Raw genomic sequence first — 21,324 nt, forward strand, 5'->3', positions numbered from 1 at the left:
GTGCGCTGAGAAAAGATGGTTACGTCTCCACTGCCCTGAACGATTGGCTGAAGTAATTAAAGGAGTCAAATTTGTGAATGGAATTGAAAAAAAATGGATCGCCGCCTAATTATTCCATACACAACTCTTGACTATAACTCATCCCTGAACCTTTTTTATTTACTACCTTGAATATAAAGCAGTAAGCGTTGCTTTTGCCAGCGCATGCTGATTTAAATAAAATCCTACCATTGCACCTGAAGCATTTGCATCAAGCGGCAGCTTTTCCATGTCTAATGCATATAAAGTGAAAATATATCTGTGGGGTTTATCGCCCTCGGGAGGACAGGCACCGCCATAGCCCGGTTTGCCATAGTCGGTAATGCTTTGAATGCTGTGCTTAGGAGCCAGTTTTAATGAAGGGTTACCTGCGTTTTCTTTAATATCATTAACTGCTGCAGGTATATTAAAAATTATCCAGTGCCACCAGCCGCTTCCGGTAGGAGCATCCGGATCATATACTGTAATTGCAAAACTTTTTGTATCAGCAGGAGCGCCTTTCCAGTTTAAAGCCGGTGAAATATTTTTCCCGGTGCAGCCAAAACCAAAATATACCTGTTCTATCCCAAGATTCTTGCCAGGCTCCAGCGCAGGGCTGCTTAATAAGAATTCCTCTGCGAAAGAAATGCCGCTGATTGTAATGAAAAACAAAGAAACCAGAAATATTTTTTTAATCATTTTTTCCATCCTTTTTAACGTGTTTTGTTTAATATATTTTAGTATTGCATTTTGACCGGTGCAGTCAGTTATTAATCAAAAGGGTTCGGGGATTCTATGAACCAAGAGGACAAGGTGTAGTTGAAAGAAAAACAAGATTATGTTTTTCTTATAAGCTTAAGAGCTTAGCAACTTATGGGCAATCTCTGCCTTGCCCGCTTGGATCATCGAATCCTTGGCCACCCGAGCCATCGGCTTTATCCGGCGGCAACCTTTCCCACAGGTGCAAGATATATGGCAAATTCATCCGTTCCGTCAATATTTAAAAGACTGTCCAATTCATCCTGATCGTATGCTCCTATGGCGCATATTCCGGCGTTTATAGCTTCGCAGGCAAGGTAAAGATTCTGGCATACATGACCGGCGTCTAATAAAATAACCCTGTGCGCTGCTAAGGAGTATCTCCATTCCATGCGATACGGAATTGTTGTCCATACAAATGTGACTGCCCCTCTTGCCACATAATTCTGACCGAAGCAGGCGTGTACCAGCTGTTCTTCCATAAATTCCATTTCAGCAAGAAGGATAAGCTCATTTTCAACAGGCAGAAAACGATAAAGTCCTTTCTTAACGCCATTAATGCGCATTATAAAAAGATATGTTTCGAAACTGTGACGCGCACCTGCCGAAGGAACAGTTCGAAATGCAGGATTTGAGCCTCCTGATTTTCTGATTCCCTGTGTTGCCCAAAGCAGAAAAGATAGTTCTTCAATACTTAATTCTTCGGATGAAAAATTTCGTCTGCTTTTTCTGGAAGATATTGCAGATACAAGATCTTTCTTTTTTATCTTTTCCGATAATTGATCAGGCGCTTTCAAAGGTATTCGGATTGAATCCGGTTTAAACGGTTTTTCAACTGGTGGTGCAGGAATGCCCTGACTTTGATCCGTGTTGCTGAAGTTGATAGTTTTTCGTATGGTATCTTTTAAAAAGTATCTGTACTGTTCAATTGAATTCATATGAATTTATCCGTAAAATTAGAGTTGATTATATAGAAAGAAGCAATTTTATACCATTGACCTGCATACTAATATCCGATTCCAACTCTGATGAGGGTATTTTCACACTTCAACTGTCAAGGGTACATCGCCACCCGCATCTGGGGGGTGCATGAGGTTTAAAAGATGCTCCTTCTATTGAAAGCAGTTTTGATTTCGTCTCAAGGCCGCCGTGAGCTGAAAATCCTCCCAGTTTTCCGCGTGCCGCCAGAACCCGGTGGCATGGAATAATAAGTATAACCGGGTTTTTCCCAAGCGCCTGCCCTACAGCCCGTGCAGCAGCGGGGCATTTTAAAATTTTTGCAAGATCACCGTATGTTATTGTTTTACCGGCAGGAACTTTTCTAACGGCTTTATAAACCTTGAGCGCAAACTGACTGACTCCGGGAAGTTCAACGGGAACATTCCGAAAATCCTGCAATTCACCATCAAGATGTCTGCACACTTTTTTTATGATTTCGGTAATTGCCGGAGCAGGAAAATTTGATTTACGTGCACCGGATTTTTCCACCAGTTTTGATTCCGTCATCTTCTTTGTCAGTTCAGGAAGCTGAAGGAAAGTAACCGCAGGAAGACTTAAGGGATCATCATCTTCAATCCAGGAAATTCCACATGGACCAATAGCTGTATTGAAAATACTGTATGCTGCCAGCTTCATAAGGACACCTCCTTTCTTTACATTGATTTAATATATGGTATTTTAACTAAAAAATTTATCCTAGCTCTCAATGCCTTTTCTTGCCTGCACTCCATGCTGATAGTAATGCTTGACTTCAACCATCTCCGTTATCAGGTCTGCCTCAGCTATAATGCGAGGATCGGCTCTTCTGTCTGTGATTACAAGTTCAACATCAGCCGGTTTTTCATGTATAAAATTTATAAGATCATCAACTGAAAAAAGTTTAAAATAGGTAGCGATGTTGGCCTCATCGAGTATAATCATGTTATATAAGCCACTTGTCATTATATCACAAACTTCTTTCAGCCCTTCCCGGGCAAGCCTTATATCTTCTTCCTCAGGCGCTTTTTTTATAAAACAGTCCCGGCCATATTGTTTTAAAACAATATTATCCGAAAGAATTTTAAGAGAATTTAATTCGCTATACTCCATTCCTTTTACAAATTGAGCGATATATATCTTCAAACCGGCACCGGCTGCGCGAAGCGCCAAACCTAACGCAGCTGAAGTTTTTCCTTTACCGTCTCCCGTATAAACCTGGAGATATCCTTTCATATCAACACCTCAGTTTATTCATTGAATTAAAACCGGTAAATAGCAAATTATATAAAATCGACTTTGCTTTCCGGTACTTTCATGTCATATAATAAATTTGGGCTTTTTCCATATGCTTTGCTGTTTTAATGTTTGTTTTATTTAATATACCACAGATATTGTTGCATGTAACTATTTTCGTCATTTGATCATTCCGGAGAGTGTTTATGAGCGGAAGCGAAGAAAAGAACTGGGAATGCATTCTAACGTATACAGGACCTGATCTGAAATTGTTTCGGGTTCGGTTTGATTGGGTAAGAAACCCACGGAATGCTCATACGGTAAAAGCCACAGTTCTCGAATCTCAGGATTGGGTAAATGTGGTAGCGCTGACTCATGATGAGAAACTGGTGGTTGTATATCAGCATCGCTTCGGAACCCGTGAGACAACAGCAGAGATTCCTGCAGGAATTGTTGAAAATGGAGAAACATCAAAAGAAGCAGCTATCCGGGAGTTAAGAGAAGAAACGGGATACACGAGCGAAGAATGGGAGTATCTTGGATATGTAGAACCCAATCCGGCATTTCTGAATAACCGATGTTATCATTGGGTAGCAAGAAATGTGATAAGGACATTACCGCAGGAGCTTGGCAATGGTGAGCATCTGGCTGTATAAGCACTATGACTCTTGAAGAGATCGGGCAGAAGATTGCACAGGGCCGGTTTAGGCATTCACTGGCGTTTGCAGCACTTTCTCATCTGTTTGACCTCAGGTTATTATTATAGCATTTCTCATAATAATATTCCGATCACCGACTTTAAAAAAGGATCCATTCTTATGGACTTTCATTTAATACTGACAATATTTTTTGGAATAATTGTAGGCATAGGCGCCTCTTTTTCGGGTTTGGGCGGTGGGTTCTTAATGGTCCCTCTGTTGATATTTATGGGTTTTTCCGCCCAGAAGGCGGTTGGTACATCTTTTCTTGGCATTCTTATAATTTCGGTTTCAGCATTGCTTGCCCACGGCAAACTGGCGCATGTGGACTATAAAACAGGCATAATGCTGGGAATGGGAGGTTTTATCGGAGCCCAGATCGGAGCCCGTCTTATCGATCATATCTCCACTGCAAATTTTAAAAAACTCTTTGCAGCCATACTGGTCTTACTGGCCGCTTATCTCTTTTTTCAGAAATGACCGGCGTTATGATCAGCAGTTCTTTTATTCTCAGGTCGGAGGGAAAGCATAAGAATACCCTCTCCTTTTATGGGAGAGGGTTATAGTGGTGCTCATATAAATCTATTGCAGCATAAAATTGCTTTTTGCGGGTCCATCATATATCATAATAAAGCATAAATTCATGCGGATGCGGGCGAAGCCTTACCGGATTAATTTCGTTCTTTGTTTTATATTCAATCCAGTTGTCTATTACATCCTGAGTAAAAACGCCGCCTTTTAACAAAAATTCCTTATCTTCCTTTAATGCATTTAATGCTTCGTCAAGAGACCCAGGAGCTGTCGGAATATGTACAAGTTCTTCCGGTGGAAGATCGTATATATTCTTATCGAGCGGATCTCCCGGATCAATCTTATTTTCTATTCCGTCAATAACAGCCATAAGAATTGCAGAAAAAGCAAGGTATCCGTTACATGATGGATCAGGAGTTCTGAATTCAATTCTTTTTGCTTTGGGAGATGCGGAGTACATGGGAATACGGACGGCAGCGCTACGGTTCCTGCTTGAATATGCCAGATTCACCGGTGCTTCAAATCCTGGGACAAGTCTTTTATATGAATTTGTTGTAGGATTGGTAAATGCACAAAGAGCCTTGCAGTGTTTCAAAATTCCGCCTATGGCATAAAGTGCCTCCTGGGATACTCCGGCATATTTATCTCCTGCAAAAAGCGTATTTCCATCTTTCCATATACTTACATGCACATGCATTCCGGAGCCGTTATCTTCAAAAAGCGGTTTTGGCATAAATGTAACTGTGTGACCATTTTTATAGGCCACGTTTTTCAGTACATATTTAAACCACATCAACTGATCTCCCATTAAAGTTAGTGGCTTAAAGCGCATATCTATCTCAGACTGTCCTGCTGTGGCAACTTCATGATGCTGGCATTCCATATCTATTCCAAGTTCTTCAAGGGTGAGAAGCATTTCCGTGCGAAGATCCTGAAATTTATCTGTGGGGGGAACGGGGAAATATCCTTCTTTATGCCTTGGTTTGTATCCTAAATTCGGGCATTCATCTCTGCCTGTGTTCCATACCGCCTCTTCGGAATCAATTATATAAAAAGCACTGTTTTTCTGAGAATCAAAACGGATGTCATCAAAGATAAAAAATTCAGCTTCGGGGCCAAAAAAAGCAGTATCGCCGATGCCTGTCATTTTAAGAAAAGCTTCCGCTTTTTTAGCAATATATCTTGGATCACGCGAATAAGCTTCCCTTGTTATGGGGTCTACTATATTGCCTATCATAACAAGAGTGGGAACTTCATAAAATGGATCCATTTTAGCTGTTGCAGGATCAGGAATAACCAGCATATCGCTTGCATTTATCGGTTGCCATCCTCTTATGCTTGAAGCATCAAATCCAAATCCGTCTTCAAAGCTTGATTCGCTGAGTTCACTCAGGGGAACTGTAAAATGCTGCCAGTGACTTGGAAAATCGACAAATCGCAAATCAACAACCTTGGCTCCTTTTTCTTTAGCAAAACTTAATACTTCTGTTGGGGTCATAAATAATCTCCTTAAATATTTTTTATTATTTTGTTAGCCCGGGTTAATCAGTATAATAACAAATCAACCCATTATTAATTAAATGCTGATATATAATTATGTTAACTTATATAGCATCCTTTCCCTTTTCCCCTGTTCGAACCCTGACGGCTCCTTCAATCGGAATCACAAAAATCTTCCCGTCTCCTAATTTTCCGGTGTTTGCAGCCTTGATGATTGTATCAACCACATTATTTGCCATTGTGGCTTCAACGACAATTTCAATTTTTATCTTGGGAATAAAGTCAACGACATATTCCGCCCCGCGGTAAATCTCCTTATGACCCTTTTGCCTGCCGTATCCCTTAACTTCAGTGACAGTCATACCATGAATCCCGATTTCATTAAGAGCTTCTTTAACGTCATCCAGCTTAAAAGGTTTTATGATGGCTTCAATTTTTTTCATATTTACACACCCTCCATATTCTTTTGTTTTTACATTGTATATCCAACTTCATTATGCAAACTCACATCCAGACCCTGTATTTCCTCTTCTTCCGTTATCCTGAGTCCAACAATATAATCTATTATCTTAACAATAAAAATGGTTACTATCGTTGAATATGCAATCGCCGCTATAACGCCAATTGCCTGTATCAAAAGCTGCTTCGGGTTTCCATAAAAAAGACCGTCAAAACCTGCAGGATTAATCGCCTTTGATGCAAAAAGGCCTGTTGCAAGGGCTCCCCATATACCTCCTATTCCGTGAACTGCCACTACATCAAGGGCATCGTCATATCCGAATTTAGTTTTAAGCGACATCGCAAAACAGCATATAATGCCTGCTATAAGACCTATTAATATTGCAGAAACCGGCCCCACAAAACCGGCTGCCGGAGTTATTGCAACAAGTCCTGCAAGTGCCCCGGAAGCTACTCCAAGAGTAGTCGGTTTCCCATGATATATCCATTCCGCCGCTATCCATGATACTGCTCCCGTTCCTGCTGAAAGCTGTGTTGTAAGCAGCGCCATGGTGGCAAGCCCTCCGGCAGAAAGCGAACTGCCTGCGTTAAATCCAAACCATCCAAACCAGAGAATCCCGGCTCCGAGAAGCGTCATTGTAAGATTATGAGGCATTATGGCATCTTTTCCCCAACCTTTACGCTTTCCGATCATAAATGCAACAACCAGAGCTGCTGCGCCTGAGTTTATATGAATTACCGTTCCTCCGGCAAAATCAAGCGCCCCGAGTTTCCCAAGCCATCCGCCGCCCCATACCCAGTGACAGACAGGAAGGTAAACAAAAGTTGTCCAAAGCACTGTAAAAATAATAAACGCCGAAAATTTCATTCTTTCTGCATACGCTCCTGTTATCAGAGCAGGTGTTATAATTGCAAACATCAACTGAAAGGCACAGAATAAAAGATGCGGTATGCTATCGGAGTATCTTCCGGGAGTAAGCCCGACTCCATTTAGGCAAGCCCAGTCAAAATTGCCGATAAACCCGTGAATATCAGGCCCGAAAGCAAGGGAATAACCATAAAAAATCCATATTATAGAAACAATGCCTAAACTTATAAAACTTTGCAGTATTATGGAAAGAACATTTTTTGACCGTACCAGTCCTCCGTAAAACAGGCCCAATCCGGGAGTCATAAACATAACAAGCATTGTTGAAACAAGCATAAATGCAGTATCACCTGAATTTATCATAATAAAAAAACCTCCGTTAAGCTTTTGCTGTAAGTACCTCTGAAATAGCAGTCTCAATTAATGAAACCCGCTCCTTTGAATCAACCTTTTGTCCATCAAAATCCATCACATAAAAAACATCAACAACCTGGTCCACTTTTGTTGCAATTTTTGCAAGTTTTATATCCAGCCTGCATGAAAACAAAGCATTTGTAATCTTGTATAAAAGCCCAGGAAAATCATATGAGAAAACCTCAATAATTGTAAAAAAACTTGAACTGTTGTTATCAATATTAATTTTATGCATCCTGCTTGTCAGAGGTGGTTTATGATCCAGTTGTTCTGATAGTTTTTCATTAATTGCAATTGTGAGATCCAAGTGGCCGGAAAGCGCAGATTCAAGATTTTCCTTGGTTTTTGCCCATTTATTTTCTTCAAATATCTGATCGGCCGGCGGTTTAAGTGTAAAGATATCAAGTGCGATACCATTTTTCCATGTGTTGATCCTGGCATCTAATATGTCAAGACCATTTAGAGTATAAACCCCCGCCATCTTGGAAAACAGACCGGGCCGGTCTTTGGCGCAGATAGTAATAATTCTTGTGTCTGATTCCACATGGGTTTCTATTTTCCAGACAAATTCAGATGTACCAAGACTTCTGTAGAGCCTGTAATGTTCCAGAAGCTCATGGTCCGGTGTTGAAAGAAGGTATCTTGGCGACAAAGTTTCAATATGAGTTTTGATATGGATTTCAACATCTTGCTCAGACTCTTTGGAACAAACAGCACTTAATAATTTTTTCTTTTTATTTTCTATAACTTCAAAAGCTTCACTTGATGCCAGTTCCCCTTTTTCCATAATGTTCAGTGTTTTCAGGAAGAGTTCTCTTAATAAAGAAAAAGTCCAGTTATTCCACGCTTTGTGTCCGGTCGCGATGGAATCGGCAACAGTAAGAAGATAAAGCATTTTTAATAATTCAATTTCCTTCACTATTCCGGCGCAAAAGACAGTAGTTTCCTCATCATTAATATCACGTCTTGTAGCTGTTTTTATGAGCGTAAGATGCTCTCTGATAAGAAAAGAAACTGTTTCAACTTTTTCCCGTTTAAATCCCATCCCGGAAAGGATATTTTTTGCAATTTTTGCTCCGCGTTTGGAATGCCCCCCACCGGATTCCCCTTTGCCTATATCATGCAGAAGGGCAGCCCATAATAGTATTTTTTTGTTTTTCAATTCCTGATACAAATTGCCGCACAACCAGTCTCCGGTTATATCGTCTCCGGTGCCAAAATTTTTAATAGTACGAACAGTACGTAAGGAATGCCGGTCTACCGGATAAATATGATATTCATCAAACTGAATTCTGTTTACTATCCCTTTTATCTCGGGAATGAAACACTCAAGAAATCCTGTATTTAACATTTCAGTAAGAACATTAAATGATGCAGGAGGTGCAACAAGTATTTTCTCAAATGACCGGATAGCAGAATCCGAAGATATGAAAGTGTCATCTATCAGGTATCCGAATTCTTTTATCAGTCTTTTGGCTTCAGCGCTCAATGGAATCCTAAGATTTACACTTTCTTCAAATATTTTTATAAGTAATTCCGGGTCAGTAAGAATCTTTTCGGAAGAAATAAAATTAAGCGAGCCTCTTTTTGTAACTTCAAGTCCATCAATTTTTGTATGTTTAAAAAATTTTCTTCTGCGCGGCTGCTTTCTGTCATAACCAAACTCATAGAGAAACATCATAAGCTGTTGCTTTAAAAATTCCATCCTGCCATGAAGTTCTCCTAAAAATCTTTCAACAGGCTTATGGCCATTTTCCAGCTTGAACTTTAGCTCATTGGCCAGCTTTGGCTGGTATTCAAAATAAAGCTGGTCGCATTTTCTTCCTGCAAGATAGTGCAGCCTGTTTCTTACATGCCATATAAAAGAAAGGCATTCGGAAAGATCATTGAAGTCATTGTGAGACAGATAACCATAGTATTCAAGATCTCTTGGTTTTTTGATATCCGAGAGAATACGCGCAATCCATAAAATAGTATGATAATCTCTAAGCCCCCCCTGGCCTTCCTTGATATTGGGTTCGAGCATATAAGCCGAATCCCCATAACGCTGATGGCGTAACGAATTGCTTTCAACAAGCCCTCTGATGATTTTCTCAGATCCTTTATTAAGAATTTTTTTGTGAACCTGTTCCATCAGCCTTGAATACAGAAATGACATTCCACATATAAAGCGGGCATCCAAAAGTGAAGTAAGTATTTGATTATCACTTGCGCCCATATTTATGCATTCTTTCAGGGAACGTGTTGCATAGCCAACCTCAAGGCCAATATCCCATAAAGGATATACAACCTCTTTTATAAGCTTTTCCGTATGTTCAGGAACTCTGTCCTCAAAAAGGAAAAGGAGATCAACATCTGAAAAAAGGCACTGTTCTTCACGGCCATAGCCGCCAAGCGCAATTATTGCAAAAGGATTCCTGCCGATCGCCATGACCGGGCCTATTTTACTTTTTTCAAAACTTTCAATAAAATAATCATCCATAAGTCTTGAATGCTTTTCAAGAAACACCGGCGTATATTCTTTAAGAGAATCCTCATAAAGCTTTTGCCTTTCCCGCCGCAACGTTTCTGCTGCATTTTCGCACTTTATGTTATGCAGGTTTTTTTCAGCGCCAATAGCCATAAATTATTTTTCCTTGTTAATACGCTCTTAAAAGCAACAGTTGTGCCAAATTGATAAATATTAAAAACAACTGATATATTAAGTGGTTATGCTGTTATATGTATTTGTGTAAGATGTTTGATTAAACAATAATGTAATATTATATTACATTATTGTAGCCGAAAAAGAGGTTTAAATCGAGTATTATAAAACGCTGGAACGCAGATATGGGCGGCAGGATGCCGATTATGAATTGGCTCTATCTGACAATGGAAATTCCTAACCGAAGCGCATGGCTCTTTTCGTTATAACGGATAAGGCTTTCTGCATAGCCATCATAGTACTGAACAAGAAAGTATAAGTTCGGGTTAAGCCAGGTCTTTTTTACATCCAGAAAAAGACACTTGTACATCGGATATGTTGCATCCACCTGTATGCTGCCGCCTTTATTGCCATAACGCAGGTTTGAACCCAAAACAAGACCGTCCCGCTTACCTAATTTAAGCTCAAGATCAAAATAACCCCTGTAATTTTCAATATACGGATTGGTTTGATCATCATTGCCTGTATATATCCAGGCCTTTGGTCCCACTTTCAAATGATAATCATTGCCTAGCTTAAAGGCTAAAATGGGTTTTATATATAAAAAATTGGTACTTCGGGAATCTGTGCCGCCTTTACCGTTTGATTCATGCTGGAAACCGCCCATAAAGCATAAATGTGACATTAATGGAATGCCAGGGTTAAGGTTTTTTGTAAGATAAAAAATTTCAGGTTTGTAGCTTGTATCTTCAAAAGGCTTGGAATCGGATTTAAGATCCCACAACGATGTTTGCGTATAACCGAAATGGAATCCGTTTAGCAAGGAGTTGTTTCTTGTCAAATTAACAAGATTGTACTTAAAACTTAATTGAAACTTACTTTTTTCAGGATCAGTGCCAACACCAAAATAGGTGGGTTCGTGAGTTGGAAAATATGGGAATTCCGATTGAAAAAGAGTCTGAATCTCCTCAGCGGCGTCGTTACCTTTTACTTTTTCGATCACACACTGTGTAGTATTATTATCACCTTTTTTAAGAATGTTAAACAATGCTCTTTTTGATGCAAACTTGACAAGTTCTATGCCCACACTGCCTTCAAGAGATTCAGGAACATCACATGTGTATGCTTTTTTCAGAAAGCCGTTTGCAGGGATAACGATTTCATGTAAAGAATCAAAAGGTTTTGGAGTTAACTGGAGTTCTGAAATCGTATTTTCCTTAATTAATCTGGATTCAATCAATTCAGAGGTTTGGAGGGTAATGCCATGATTTGAAAGGTTCATAAAATATACTTCAACAGTTATGGTATCACCAGCAATAACCGGATCGGAAGGAGGTACAATAATTGTTTCAAATTCAGCTGCAAATGCTGCTGAGTTTAAAAAAACAAAAAAGGCTGCAACCAATATTTTAAACATGCTGCTACTCCTTAATCCCAACAGATTCCACTTATCAAAAAGCTGTATTTCATCTGTCTTTGGCAAAGAAAGTATGGGATGGATTTAAAACCGGCTGGCTCTTGCCGCTTTATGAGTTGCAGTTTGCGGCAAGAGCACTACTGTTTTTGGAAGTAAAAAATACTTATATTGTCTCTGGTTCAGGCTGTATCTATTCCTGATTTGGTATGATGCGGATCTCCACACGCCTGTTCTGTTGCCGGCCTGCTTCGGTTTCATTACTTGCTATAGACTTATTTTCACCATAGCCGATGGCAGATATTCTCGATGCATTTACCCCTCTGCTGACCAGTGCGTTCTTGACTGCTTGGGCGCGCTGTTCGGAAAGCTTCTGGTTGTATTCCGCGCTGCCTGTGCTGTCAGTATGACCACCAACCTGGATACGCGTATCCGGATATTGATTTATTACTTTTGCCACCCGATCCAGCTCATCATAAGCACCCGGAAAAAGTGTCGATGAATTTACAGCGTAAAGAAAATCAGACTTAAAGGTTACCGTCAGCACATCACGGACTTTTTTTGAGCTGTCCGCGGTTGCCTGCGCCAACACCTGTTGTTCGCGATTAATGCTTGCAGCCTCCGAATCGGCCAGGGCCTGGCGCATGGCCGCCTCCTGCCTGTCCATATAATTACCTATAGCACCTCCTGCAAGGCCTCCGGCAGCTGCTCCGATAGCGGCTCCAACAAGAGTTCCGGTAGTATTGCCTCCTATCGCCTGCCCAAGACCGGCCCCAACCGCAGCGCCGACTCCGGTACCGGCAAGAGTGCCTGTTTGTGTTTTAGTTGCACAACCAATAAATGTAAAGGCAACAATACTTGCCCAAATAACCAGCTTTTTCATATCAACCTTCCTTTCTTAATCTAATACGCACAAATGGTTATCAGTTATTATATCCGTCCAATATTATCTAATGATGCAACCTGAACTTTTACATCATTGACTTCATGGTATCAAGCAAGGAATTCAATATCAAGTTTAATTTATAATCAGGTTACAGGCAGAACGGCTTAATAAATAAATCAACAACTGTAATACATTCGCAAAAAGTAAAACATTTTCAGCTGTTGCTCTGCAGCTTAAAGATGCTGCTGATTTGCTTTTTGGAAAATTCATACAGTGAATTACAGTTGTGGCATCTTATCTGAAGCGGAAAAGGACCGTTTTCAAGAATTTCTTCTTTATCTTTATAAGGGAGCATGGAAATATAATGCAACATCTGCTTTTCATTGCACCTGCAGAAAAACTCTACTCTGGAGTCATTTAATATTTGGGGGGCTAATTCCTTAAATGATTCACAAATAATATAATCCGCCGATTTACCCTCTTCGATAAGGTTTCCGATTGATGGGAGACCATCTATTATAATCTCAAGTTTCTTAGCCAATTCCTCTGCTGCATCAGGCATTAACTGAAGGAAAAGCCCTCCGGCGCCGCTTACTTCCCCTTTTGCGTTAAATTTGATGCTTAAATTAAAAACAGTCGGTATTTGTTCGGAAGAATAAAAATAATTCGCCAGATCTTTTGCAATGGAACCGTAAAGAAGCGCTATCTGGCCGGAATAAGGCTGCTTTGCATCTTCAAGGTATTTTGTTACGGTCAGCAAACCTGCACCAAAAAAAGGCGATGGATTAAAGTCCTCAAGGGGTTTATCAATGGAAATTTGCGGCTGTTTTATAAATCCTCTTATTTCTCCATACGCATTGGCTTCAACAGAAATTCCTTTAACCGGACCTGAACAGTCGATTTTAAGGCCGATTCTGTCATTTCCCTTCAGATTGGAAGACAACAGAGCACAGCCAAGATATGCATGTCCCAGAACAAGCGTTTCCAATATCCCCAGATCAAAATTTGCCCGCATTTCCTTTATCATTCGGGTGCCATAGATAAATGCACCGCGTATAGCTTTATCTGCCAGAAAAAATCTGTGTATCCTGTCCTTTGTTTTTTCTTTCAAGCTATCTTTAACAGATTCATTTAATTGTTTTTTAATCATTGATGCCTTTCAGAATCCAGCTCATTTCTCAAAGCTAAACCTATACTCTCAAAAGTATATAGTTTTTTTTATACTGTCCTGCTCCCAATTTCTTAGCCTTTTTATCCCGGTCTGTTTCCGAAAAACCGCCTGCATTTATTGCCTTTTGTTCAGGGAGCAGTTCGAGGTTTTTTCCGTATGCGTAGAATCCATCTATTCCATGATCTATTATCATATCCGTTACCGGTAAGTCAGCAAAATTGTTTTTCATATAAACAAAAACATTTTCTCCGATAAAGTGGCGTTGTTCAAGCATTACTTATATAGGGCTGAAAATGGAATAAGGTCTTGTTCAAATTTCTTAAAATTGCTATGTATAAAGTATGGCAGTAAAGGTAACCTGTACAAATATAAATTATAATGAGCTTATTTTATGAAAAATTTTTTAGCACTAATATTCTCTCGCATATTTTCAGATCAGAAGACATTAGCAGATTCGGTTATCAGTGTTGCAGTAATTATAATCACAGCCTGTGCGGCATGGTGGATTTTAAATGCTGTTATGAGCGTGTTGAAAAAAAGACACTACATATCTCCTTTTTTTGAAAAAAATGATGCGTTCTTTCTCCTTATAAAGCGGGGCGGACACTATGCTGTTCTGATTCTTGCAGTTATTGGATTGACCCGGCTTTTTAATTCACCGCTTTTGGAAAAGGCGGCATATGCCTTTATGGTTATGCTTATAACCATGATTGTCAATAAATTTGTAAGTTCCCTGATTCCCTACCTAAAAGACAGAATTGCCACAAAAACGCTTACAAAAGTAGATGATGTTATTTTTGAGCTTATGGAAAAATTTTCCAACGTGCTTATTTATGCCGCAGGAATCATTTTAGCTCTTGATGTGCTGGGGCTGAATATAATGCCCTTTGTTGCCGGAGCCGGTATAGCCGGTATAGCAATTGGTTTTGCAGCTAAAGATACTCTTTCAAACCTGATTGCCGGAATTCTTTTGATTATTGACAGGCCTTTTGAGGTTGGAGACCGTATCGAAGTCTGGACTGCACCACAAAACAGCGCTACATGGGGAGATGTTATAGATATAGGACTCAGGGCAACCAAGATCAGAACTACTGATAACATTGTGATCATAATTCCGAATAATGAAATTATGAAACGGGATATTATCAATTATACTACAATCACAAAAGAAATACGGGTCAGAATTCCCATTGGTATAGCCTATGATGCGGATATAAATAAGGCAAAAGAACTCATTGTGAAGGCAGCGCTCGAGCTTGACTGGGTAATGAAAGAGCCTGAGCCTAAAATAGTTGTACACAGCTTCGGGGATTCGGCTGTCAACCTTCAGGCAAGGGTATGGATCAATGAACCGAGGCGCAGAATAGATACCATTTCAAGTATAACAGACAGAGTAAAAGATATCTTTCAGCTCGAAGGCATAGAGATCCCATATCCAAAGAGAGATATCTACATAAAAAGTGAAAAAAACTTTCACAATGCCTGATTGCCATATATGGAATTTGTCATAACAAAATTCCTATTGCCTGGTTGTAAATTGGGTATGGGTACCCATACCCAATCGGAACAAATTTATGACAATTGCTATAAAATATATAACTTGGAACTGATATGGATGATACAAACTACCGCATAGAAATGATGCTGCCTGCCGAGATGGCTAAAAAAGCTGAACAGCTTGGTGTCAAAAAAGCCACAATCGGGTGGCGCAATTTGCTTCTTCTTTCAATCATGGCAGGCGCATTTATCGCCTTGGGAGCAATATTCAGCACAACAGTAACATCAGGGGCCGCTTTAACTATTCCTTTTGGAATATCAAAACTGCTCGGCGGTCTTGTTTTTTGCCTGGGCCTTATACTTGTTGTTGTAGGAGGAGCGGAATTATTTACAGGTAATAACCTTATAATTATGGCATTGGCAAGCGGCAAAATAACTTTAAGGCAATTACTTAGAAACTGGATTATAGTCTATACAGGAAATTTTATCGGTTCTTTTTTGACTGCAATCATTATGTTTTTCACCCGTCAATTTATGTTCGGCAAAAGTGTAATCGGCCTTAATGCTTTAAATATAGCAGCAGCAAAATGCAATATCGGTTTTATGGAAGCTATCTTTCTTGGAATCATGTGTAACGCCTTGGTATGCCTTGCGGTATGGCTGTGTTTCAGTGCAAAAAGCACAACCGATAAAATATTATCCATAATATTTCCGATAACTGCTTTTGTTGCTTGTGGTTTTGAACACAGTGTAGCGAACATGTACTTTATTCCCATAGGTATTTTTATAAAATCTTTTGCACAGCCTCTATTTTGGGAAAATATCGGTAAAACCGCCGGCGATTACGTCACCCTGACATGGACAAATTTCTTTATTGCAAATCTGCTTCCTGTAACAATAGGAAATATCATCGGCGGATCTGTATTGGTCGGTCTTACATACTGGTTTGTATATATACGAAAACCAAGGGTTCCTATTTTCTGAAAGATTTAAGCTGATTATTTGGGACTTTATTATAATTGAACCATCAAATATATCCAGGGGGAAGGAGGTGAAAAGCTGCTATCCGGTTTGAACAATAACAAATACAGAAATATTAATAAACAAGGAGGACTCATGGGCATGATGAATGAATTCAAGACATTTGCAATGAAGGGTAATGTGGTTGATATGGCTGTCGGTATAATTATCGGCGGAGCTTTCGGGAAAATTATTTCATCGGTTGTAGCAGATATAATTATGCCTCCGATCGGCCTTTTACTTGGAAACGTAAATTTCACAGATCTGTCTGTTACTCTTAAAGCAGCTGCCGGCGATGCGGCGGCAGTTACATTGAATTATGGAAAATTTATTCAGACTGTAGTCGATTTTGTTATAATAGCTTTTGCAATTTTTATGCTTGTAAAAGCAATGAACAGGTTGAAGAAAAAAGAAGAAGCTGCACCGGCAGCTCCTCCCACTCCTTCAAAGGAAGAAACTTTATTATCAGAGATCAGAGATATACTTAAGAAAAAATAGTAATACTTTCTAAAAGCAGGATAGATCCTGCACCTGACCGGAGTTAATTATGATTGAAGAAATTTTACCCAATCTATACAGGATTAAAATCCCGCTTCCAAAAAATCCGCTTGGAGTCCTAAACTCCTGTATAATAAAGACCGGTGATCGAAACATGATTATTGATACCGGTTTTGCTCAAAACGAGTGTATGAATGCAATGCAGACCGGACTGGAAGAACTTGGAATAGACATCAAAAAAACCGATTTTTTTATTACTCATATGCATCCTGACCATATGGGTCTTGCTTTAAAAATTGCTCCGGACACCTCCAGAATATATTTTAACCAAATAGAAGCCGATATGCTCAGATCAGGCTTTTTTCTGGACGAATATACTGACTTTGCATGCCAAAACGGTTTTCCGGAAAAAGAACTTCAGGCTCTTTTTGTTCATCCCGGATTCAGTTCTTATAAATTCGCATCAAAAGGGCTGGCAAATTTTTATATTGTAAATGATGGCGATCATATCAGCATATCTGATTATAACTTTACGTGTATCCAGACACCCGGCCATACAAAAGGGCATATGTGCCTTTATGAACCTGACAAAAAATTACTGATAGCAGGAGACCATATTCTTAATGAAATTACTGCTGCTATACAATTATGGTCTGATGAGCAGAATCCTTTAAAGGATTATCTGACAAATCTTGATAAGATTTATCGTCTTAACATAGATTTAGCGCTTCCCGGACACAGGTCCATAATAACAAACTGCAAAGAAAGAATTCTTGAATTAAAGGCGCATCATCAAAAAAGACTTGATAATGTTATTTCCATCCTGAAAAATGGTGATAAAAACGCTTTCGAAATAGCCTCACAGATGGATTGGGACATAAGCTTTGAGAGCTGGGATTCATTTCCCGGTGCACAAAAATGGATTGCTACAGGCGAGGCGATTGCTCATCTGAAATACCTTGAAGGAGATAAGGTAATAAAAGAAAGACGTGAAAAGGAGACCATATATTCATTGAAACAACACTTATAATATATTTTCATATTTTTTTTGATCTTACAACCTCGTATTGCACCCGGATTTTTTATCTTTTCACAAACAAAAATGTATTTTCTCAAAAATGATTTTGCATCATATTGAATAAGTGATATGCACTTATCTATGAGGAAAGGATATTAAAATTGGCTATCTGCGATTTATGCGGTAAAGAAGCAGAAGGAGCTTCATCCTGTATAAAAAGTATAATCCGGATAAATGGCATGGATTATACCCCGTTGCCTTTTGAGAAAAAAGACACAGTTTTTACAGGAAAACAATTCTCGAAAAGATGTCCTGAGTGCAATGTGTTAAATGGAGGCTTTCATCATGTGGGGTGCAGTCTTGAGATTTGTCCTAAGTGCGGAGGAAAATGGATAAATTGCCGGTGTTCAGGATTAAAGGTAGCAAACTTAAATAGTAAGAAGAAAAAGTGTAACATTATTCCATTTAAGAAGAGGAGAGAAGATGCTTAAAATCATTATATTGCTTATTACAGCTTTTGTGATTTTTATAATTGTCAGAAACCCGGGTTCACAAAAAACAGGAGAACAGGAAACTGAAGCAAAAAAAAAAGCTATAACTTATGTTTGTACCGAATGTGGTGAAAAAAATTGCAATTGCTACAAAGAAGATGCTGCGCATAAACATTAGTCACATATATATAAATTATTAATTTTTCCTGGAGGATATACTTATGTCGGATATCATGGAAGTTATAAAAGCAAGAAGAAGTATAAGAACATTTGAGGGAAAAGATGTTTCCGATGAAATATTAAACTCAGTATTTGAAGCTGCAAGATGGTCTCCTTCCTGGGCAAATACCCAGTGTTGGGAACTGGTTGTAATAAGGGATAAGACTATAAAAGAAAATATGAGAAAAACAATCTTACCCAAAAATCCTGCTGAAAATTCTATTACCCAGGCGCCTGTTCTTCTTGCGGTTTGCGGTAAACTGAATTCATCGGGAGTCTACAATAATGTGGCTCCAACAAAATTTTCGGACTGGTTCATGTTTGATCTTGGCATTTTCACACAAACCCTTTGCCTTGCAGCGCATGATTTCGGTTTAGGTACGGTTGTAGTAGGACTTTTAGATCATGACAAGGCTAAAGATGTTATAAACGTGCCAAACGGCTATGAACTCGTGGCCCTTATTCCTATCGGGTATCCTGCAAAATCAGGTTCGGCTACAAAGAGAAGAGAAATTAAGGATTTTGTGCATTATAACAGTTTTTAAGGCAAGGATGTCAGGTTTTGACAAAAATGACGGTATTGAAAGTCTTGTAAAGAGTCATTGTTTTCTCGCAGGCGGGAATCCGGAGAGCATTTAGCTGATTGGAATATCCGGATTCCCTTTTTCACAAAAATTGCGGAATTGGGGTTTTCGGACTTTCAACTGACTTGCCTGCCCGACCCCGAAAGAATCAATGTTTTATTACTATAAAATGGTTTAGTTTACCTCTTTTCTGAGTAAATATCTGGCTTTTGACCCGCTTCCTTCCACAAAAGTAAGAGTCTTGTTGTCATAATGAATAACTTCCCATCCATTGGAGCTTAAAATGTTTAATATATTAATTTCAGATACTTTTGATGTGGTTATTTTTTTGTTGGTATATTTTTCGATAAAATCTTTAAAAGCTTCGAATTTTGCATCTTTTTGAGCGATTATGCTCTCTTTGCTATAGGATGTAATTGATTTATCCGAGCCGTCATTAAAGTATGCGGTTGTAGATAATCCCGCCATTCCTCCGCTTTCATCATAAAACCTGTTAACCACAACAAATTCTGCATACTTGTAATGCTTACGCTGGGCTGCTTCTCCGGCATATGAAGAAACCGAAATCAAAAGGATAACTATGCAAAAAATATAATTCAATTTATTTTTTATGTTCACCTTGTTTTCCCTCCTTATCTTTATAAATTTTTATCCAATAATAAGCCGCTGGGGATCGCATTTTTCCCGTAAAACTTCAAGCTCAAATTTTGTTGGCGGATTTACTTCTCTTGCCCGTGATACATCAATACTAAAACCCATATTGTTCAGAATTTCCTTTGGACTTATCCCGGGAAAATAACCGCTAAGATACATTTCTTTACTTGTTTCATCAAAACCCATAGTAGCCATATTGGTGATAACGCTAAAAGGTCCGCCATCCGGAAGTCCTGCATTTTTACGGCCATCCGGTCCAGTCAGCCAACCCGGACTGGTAATATAATCTAGTTTTGGAACAAATTTTCGTTTTTCATGCTGCATGAAAATGATAACTCTGCCGACAAAAGAAGCCACATCGCATGCCCCTCCACTTCCCGCAAAACGGACTTTTGGCTTAATATATTCTCCTAAGGCTGTTGAATTAAGATTTCCGTATTTATCTATCTGCGCTGCCCCCATAATACCGACAACATGAGGCCCTGTTATCCTGTTTTGCATTGTGGCAAAGGCATCGGCTAAATTCCCGTTTACGGATGTGCCGAACATTACCCGTGAATCTCCTACGGCAAGAGGAACTTCTTCCAGTTTGGAATCTATTGCGCCAGTTTCAAAAAAAATAACACTGTCAGGCGCTGAAATTTTTTTTGCAGCCATCGCAGCAACAAGCGAAATTCCAGTGCCGCAAAACACAATATCGCCGTTTTTTATTTCACGTGCAGCTGCGATAGCCATCAGCTCTTTTGAATTATAATATGATGCCGGCATCTATTTTACTACCTCCTGTCCAAACCAACAGCATAACCTTTTTGCTTATCAGCTCTTATTTTATCAATTTGATCCTTTCCTGTTTTGCCGAGAAGCTCTTGCTGATCTTTTATCAAATAAATATACTCTTTAAGATAAGCGCTGTAAAGCTCATCATCTTCAGCATATTTGCGGTATCTGTTCAGATAATCGGGATCATAATCATAATACCGATAACAGGCTGTAGGATATGCGCCATAAGGAATGTGGACCACCGCATCTACACAAAAAGACGGGATCTGATTTTGATCCGGATCTGCTTTAAGAATTTCTGTTTCCACCAGTTCTTCACAGGTCACGATTACATGCTTTGCAGATTTAGCCTGTTCAACATCTGAAAAAGTTAAACCTTCCATTCTTACCGTGCCTTCCCTGTCTGCTTTCTGAACATGTAGTATTGTTACATCACAGTTAATGGCAGGCACCAGAACAACTCTGGGAACATCCCCCCATGAGCCAAAAGGGTTATCCATTACAACAACCTTCTTGTCCGGAAGTCTTGCATCTGCTGCCCGCATCTTTTCGCAAAATCCCCATTTTTCAATGATGTCGGTTCCCAGTGAAGATAGCGAAGGCAAAAAAGGAACACCCATGGCTCCCGCCAGAAAACGCAGCGTCATCTGATAATTTGAATAATCTTCTACAGCAACAGCGCCTGATTGGGCTGCTTTTTTAAACCGGATACAAGTTGGGGCAAAACGCCCGCTACCGGCATAAGCAATTTCGAGTCCGGATACACATCCTGCACCGATAAGCTCATCAACTCCCTGTCCGTTTGAATGCGCATAAAGATGCAGGTTATCAATTTTCTGTCTTATAATCTCATAAACCGCCGCCATAGGGTTCCGGTTGATCGTAAACCCTCCTATCGATATATGGCAACCGCTTGTAACAAAATCCCTTACCGCATCTTTAATGTTTACTACTTTGTTTTTACTTGTGTTCATATCAATAAATTTTATT

The 21,324-nt window shown here is 39.4% G+C and carries 24 protein-coding genes; 9 read left to right on the top strand and 15 right to left on the bottom strand.

Annotated elements, in window-relative coordinates; genetic code table 11:
• Positions 1 to 162: 162 nt before the first annotated feature.
• The 4 genes from VXK47_RS04840 to VXK47_RS04855 all read right to left on the bottom strand — a co-directional run bounded on the left by VXK47_RS04840 (position 163) and on the right by VXK47_RS04855 (position 2,988).
• A complete protein-coding gene (locus VXK47_RS04840; protein ID WP_435547643.1) occupies positions 163 to 717 on the bottom strand; it encodes a YbhB/YbcL family Raf kinase inhibitor-like protein in 555 nt (184 codons plus the stop codon).
• A 236-nt stretch (positions 718 to 953) separates the two neighbouring features.
• Complete coding sequence (locus VXK47_RS04845; protein WP_435547644.1) at positions 954 to 1,715, bottom strand: SagB/ThcOx family dehydrogenase; 762 nt, start codon at positions 1,713 to 1,715, stop codon at positions 954 to 956.
• A 109-nt stretch (positions 1,716 to 1,824) separates the two neighbouring features.
• Positions 1,825 to 2,412, bottom strand: a complete 588-nt coding sequence (locus VXK47_RS04850) for a methylated-DNA--[protein]-cysteine S-methyltransferase (protein WP_435547645.1) — start codon at positions 2,410 to 2,412, stop codon at positions 1,825 to 1,827.
• A 60-nt stretch (positions 2,413 to 2,472) separates the two neighbouring features.
• On the bottom strand, positions 2,473 to 2,988 hold the full coding sequence (locus VXK47_RS04855) for a cob(I)yrinic acid a,c-diamide adenosyltransferase (protein WP_435547646.1): 516 nt from the start codon (positions 2,986 to 2,988) through the stop codon (positions 2,473 to 2,475).
• Positions 2,989 to 3,194: 206 nt separating this feature from the next.
• Here VXK47_RS04855 and VXK47_RS04860 point away from each other — a divergent pair, with 206 nt between their 5' ends.
• Together VXK47_RS04860 and VXK47_RS04865 are read left to right on the top strand one after the other, a co-directional pair.
• Positions 3,195 to 3,644 carry an NUDIX hydrolase gene (locus VXK47_RS04860; protein ID WP_435547647.1) on the top strand — a complete coding sequence of 150 codons (450 nt, stop codon included), beginning with the start codon at positions 3,195 to 3,197 and terminating at the stop codon, positions 3,642 to 3,644.
• Positions 3,645 to 3,806: 162 nt separating this feature from the next.
• The gene (locus VXK47_RS04865) at positions 3,807 to 4,166 is read left to right on the top strand and encodes a sulfite exporter TauE/SafE family protein (protein WP_435547648.1); all 360 of its coding nucleotides are present in this window, start codon (positions 3,807 to 3,809) and stop codon (positions 4,164 to 4,166) included.
• Between the two features lie 136 nt (positions 4,167 to 4,302).
• On the opposite strand, the gene glnA is transcribed toward VXK47_RS04865, so the two are convergent.
• The 8 genes from glnA to VXK47_RS04905 form a co-directional block, all read right to left on the bottom strand.
• Positions 4,303 to 5,715 carry a type I glutamate--ammonia ligase gene (glnA, locus tag VXK47_RS04870; protein ID WP_435547649.1) on the bottom strand — a complete coding sequence of 471 codons (1,413 nt, stop codon included), beginning with the start codon at positions 5,713 to 5,715 and terminating at the stop codon, positions 4,303 to 4,305.
• 106 nt (positions 5,716 to 5,821) lie between these two features.
• A complete protein-coding gene (locus tag VXK47_RS04875) occupies positions 5,822 to 6,160 on the bottom strand; it encodes a P-II family nitrogen regulator (RefSeq protein WP_435547650.1) in 339 nt (112 codons plus the stop codon).
• Positions 6,161 to 6,189: 29 nt separating this feature from the next.
• Positions 6,190 to 7,407, bottom strand: a complete 1,218-nt coding sequence (locus VXK47_RS04880; protein ID WP_435547651.1) for an ammonium transporter — start codon at positions 7,405 to 7,407, stop codon at positions 6,190 to 6,192.
• Positions 7,408 to 7,423: 16 nt separating this feature from the next.
• Positions 7,424 to 10,081, bottom strand: a complete 2,658-nt coding sequence (glnD, locus tag VXK47_RS04885; protein WP_435547652.1) for a [protein-PII] uridylyltransferase — start codon at positions 10,079 to 10,081, stop codon at positions 7,424 to 7,426.
• Between the two features lie 238 nt (positions 10,082 to 10,319).
• On the bottom strand, positions 10,320 to 11,519 hold the full coding sequence (locus VXK47_RS04890; protein ID WP_435547653.1) for a phospholipase A: 1,200 nt from the start codon (positions 11,517 to 11,519) through the stop codon (positions 10,320 to 10,322).
• Between the two features lie 190 nt (positions 11,520 to 11,709).
• On the bottom strand, positions 11,710 to 12,399 hold the full coding sequence (locus VXK47_RS04895; RefSeq protein ID WP_435547654.1) for an OmpA family protein: 690 nt from the start codon (positions 12,397 to 12,399) through the stop codon (positions 11,710 to 11,712).
• A 217-nt stretch (positions 12,400 to 12,616) separates the two neighbouring features.
• A complete protein-coding gene (locus tag VXK47_RS04900) occupies positions 12,617 to 13,552 on the bottom strand; it encodes an Hsp33 family molecular chaperone HslO (RefSeq protein WP_435547655.1) in 936 nt (311 codons plus the stop codon).
• A gap of 40 nt (positions 13,553 to 13,592) precedes the next feature.
• On the bottom strand, positions 13,593 to 13,802 hold the full coding sequence (locus VXK47_RS04905; RefSeq protein ID WP_435547656.1) for a hypothetical protein: 210 nt from the start codon (positions 13,800 to 13,802) through the stop codon (positions 13,593 to 13,595).
• Positions 13,803 to 13,964: 162 nt separating this feature from the next.
• Here VXK47_RS04905 and VXK47_RS04910 point away from each other — a divergent pair, with 162 nt between their 5' ends.
• The 7 genes from VXK47_RS04910 to VXK47_RS04940 all read left to right on the top strand — a co-directional run bounded on the left by VXK47_RS04910 (position 13,965) and on the right by VXK47_RS04940 (position 18,861).
• Positions 13,965 to 15,059 (top strand): mechanosensitive ion channel family protein, encoded by a 1,095-nt coding sequence (locus tag VXK47_RS04910; protein ID WP_435547657.1) that lies wholly within the window; start codon positions 13,965 to 13,967, stop codon positions 15,057 to 15,059.
• 125 nt (positions 15,060 to 15,184) lie between these two features.
• Positions 15,185 to 16,054 (top strand): formate/nitrite transporter family protein, encoded by an 870-nt coding sequence (focA, locus tag VXK47_RS04915; RefSeq protein ID WP_435547658.1) that lies wholly within the window; start codon positions 15,185 to 15,187, stop codon positions 16,052 to 16,054.
• Between the two features lie 138 nt (positions 16,055 to 16,192).
• Entirely contained in the window at positions 16,193 to 16,588 is a 396-nt protein-coding gene (gene mscL, locus VXK47_RS04920) for a large-conductance mechanosensitive channel protein MscL (RefSeq protein WP_435547659.1), read from the top strand.
• 49 nt (positions 16,589 to 16,637) lie between these two features.
• On the top strand, positions 16,638 to 17,618 hold the full coding sequence (locus VXK47_RS04925) for an MBL fold metallo-hydrolase (protein WP_435547660.1): 981 nt from the start codon (positions 16,638 to 16,640) through the stop codon (positions 17,616 to 17,618).
• A gap of 149 nt (positions 17,619 to 17,767) precedes the next feature.
• Entirely contained in the window at positions 17,768 to 18,097 is a 330-nt protein-coding gene (locus VXK47_RS04930; protein WP_435547661.1) for a hypothetical protein, read from the top strand.
• The gene (locus tag VXK47_RS04935) at positions 18,090 to 18,275 is read left to right on the top strand and encodes a hypothetical protein (RefSeq protein ID WP_435547662.1); all 186 of its coding nucleotides are present in this window, start codon (positions 18,090 to 18,092) and stop codon (positions 18,273 to 18,275) included. The genes VXK47_RS04930 and VXK47_RS04935 overlap by 8 nt, the downstream gene beginning before the upstream one ends.
• 43 nt (positions 18,276 to 18,318) lie before the next feature.
• Positions 18,319 to 18,861, top strand: coding sequence for a nitroreductase family protein (locus tag VXK47_RS04940; RefSeq protein WP_435547663.1), 543 nt, complete (start codon positions 18,319 to 18,321; stop codon positions 18,859 to 18,861).
• 213 nt (positions 18,862 to 19,074) lie between these two features.
• On the opposite strand, the gene VXK47_RS04945 is transcribed toward VXK47_RS04940, so the two are convergent.
• Genes VXK47_RS04945 through VXK47_RS04955 form a run of 3 tightly spaced genes read right to left on the bottom strand, consistent with a single transcriptional unit; the run spans position 19,075 to position 21,308 of the window.
• Positions 19,075 to 19,518: a hypothetical protein gene (locus tag VXK47_RS04945; RefSeq protein WP_435547664.1), complete on the bottom strand. Its 444-nt coding sequence runs from the start codon at positions 19,516 to 19,518 to the stop codon at positions 19,075 to 19,077.
• A gap of 30 nt (positions 19,519 to 19,548) precedes the next feature.
• Positions 19,549 to 20,322 carry a CoA-transferase subunit beta gene (locus VXK47_RS04950; protein ID WP_435547665.1) on the bottom strand — a complete coding sequence of 258 codons (774 nt, stop codon included), beginning with the start codon at positions 20,320 to 20,322 and terminating at the stop codon, positions 19,549 to 19,551.
• Between the two features lie 8 nt (positions 20,323 to 20,330).
• Complete coding sequence (locus VXK47_RS04955) at positions 20,331 to 21,308, bottom strand: CoA transferase subunit A (protein WP_435547666.1); 978 nt, start codon at positions 21,306 to 21,308, stop codon at positions 20,331 to 20,333.
• Positions 21,309 to 21,324 lie beyond the last annotated feature (16 nt).

The organism is Desulfobacterium sp. N47 (genome assembly GCF_051233685.1).
Classification (GTDB): Bacteria; Desulfobacterota; Desulfobacteria; order Desulfobacterales; family RPRI01; genus RPRI01.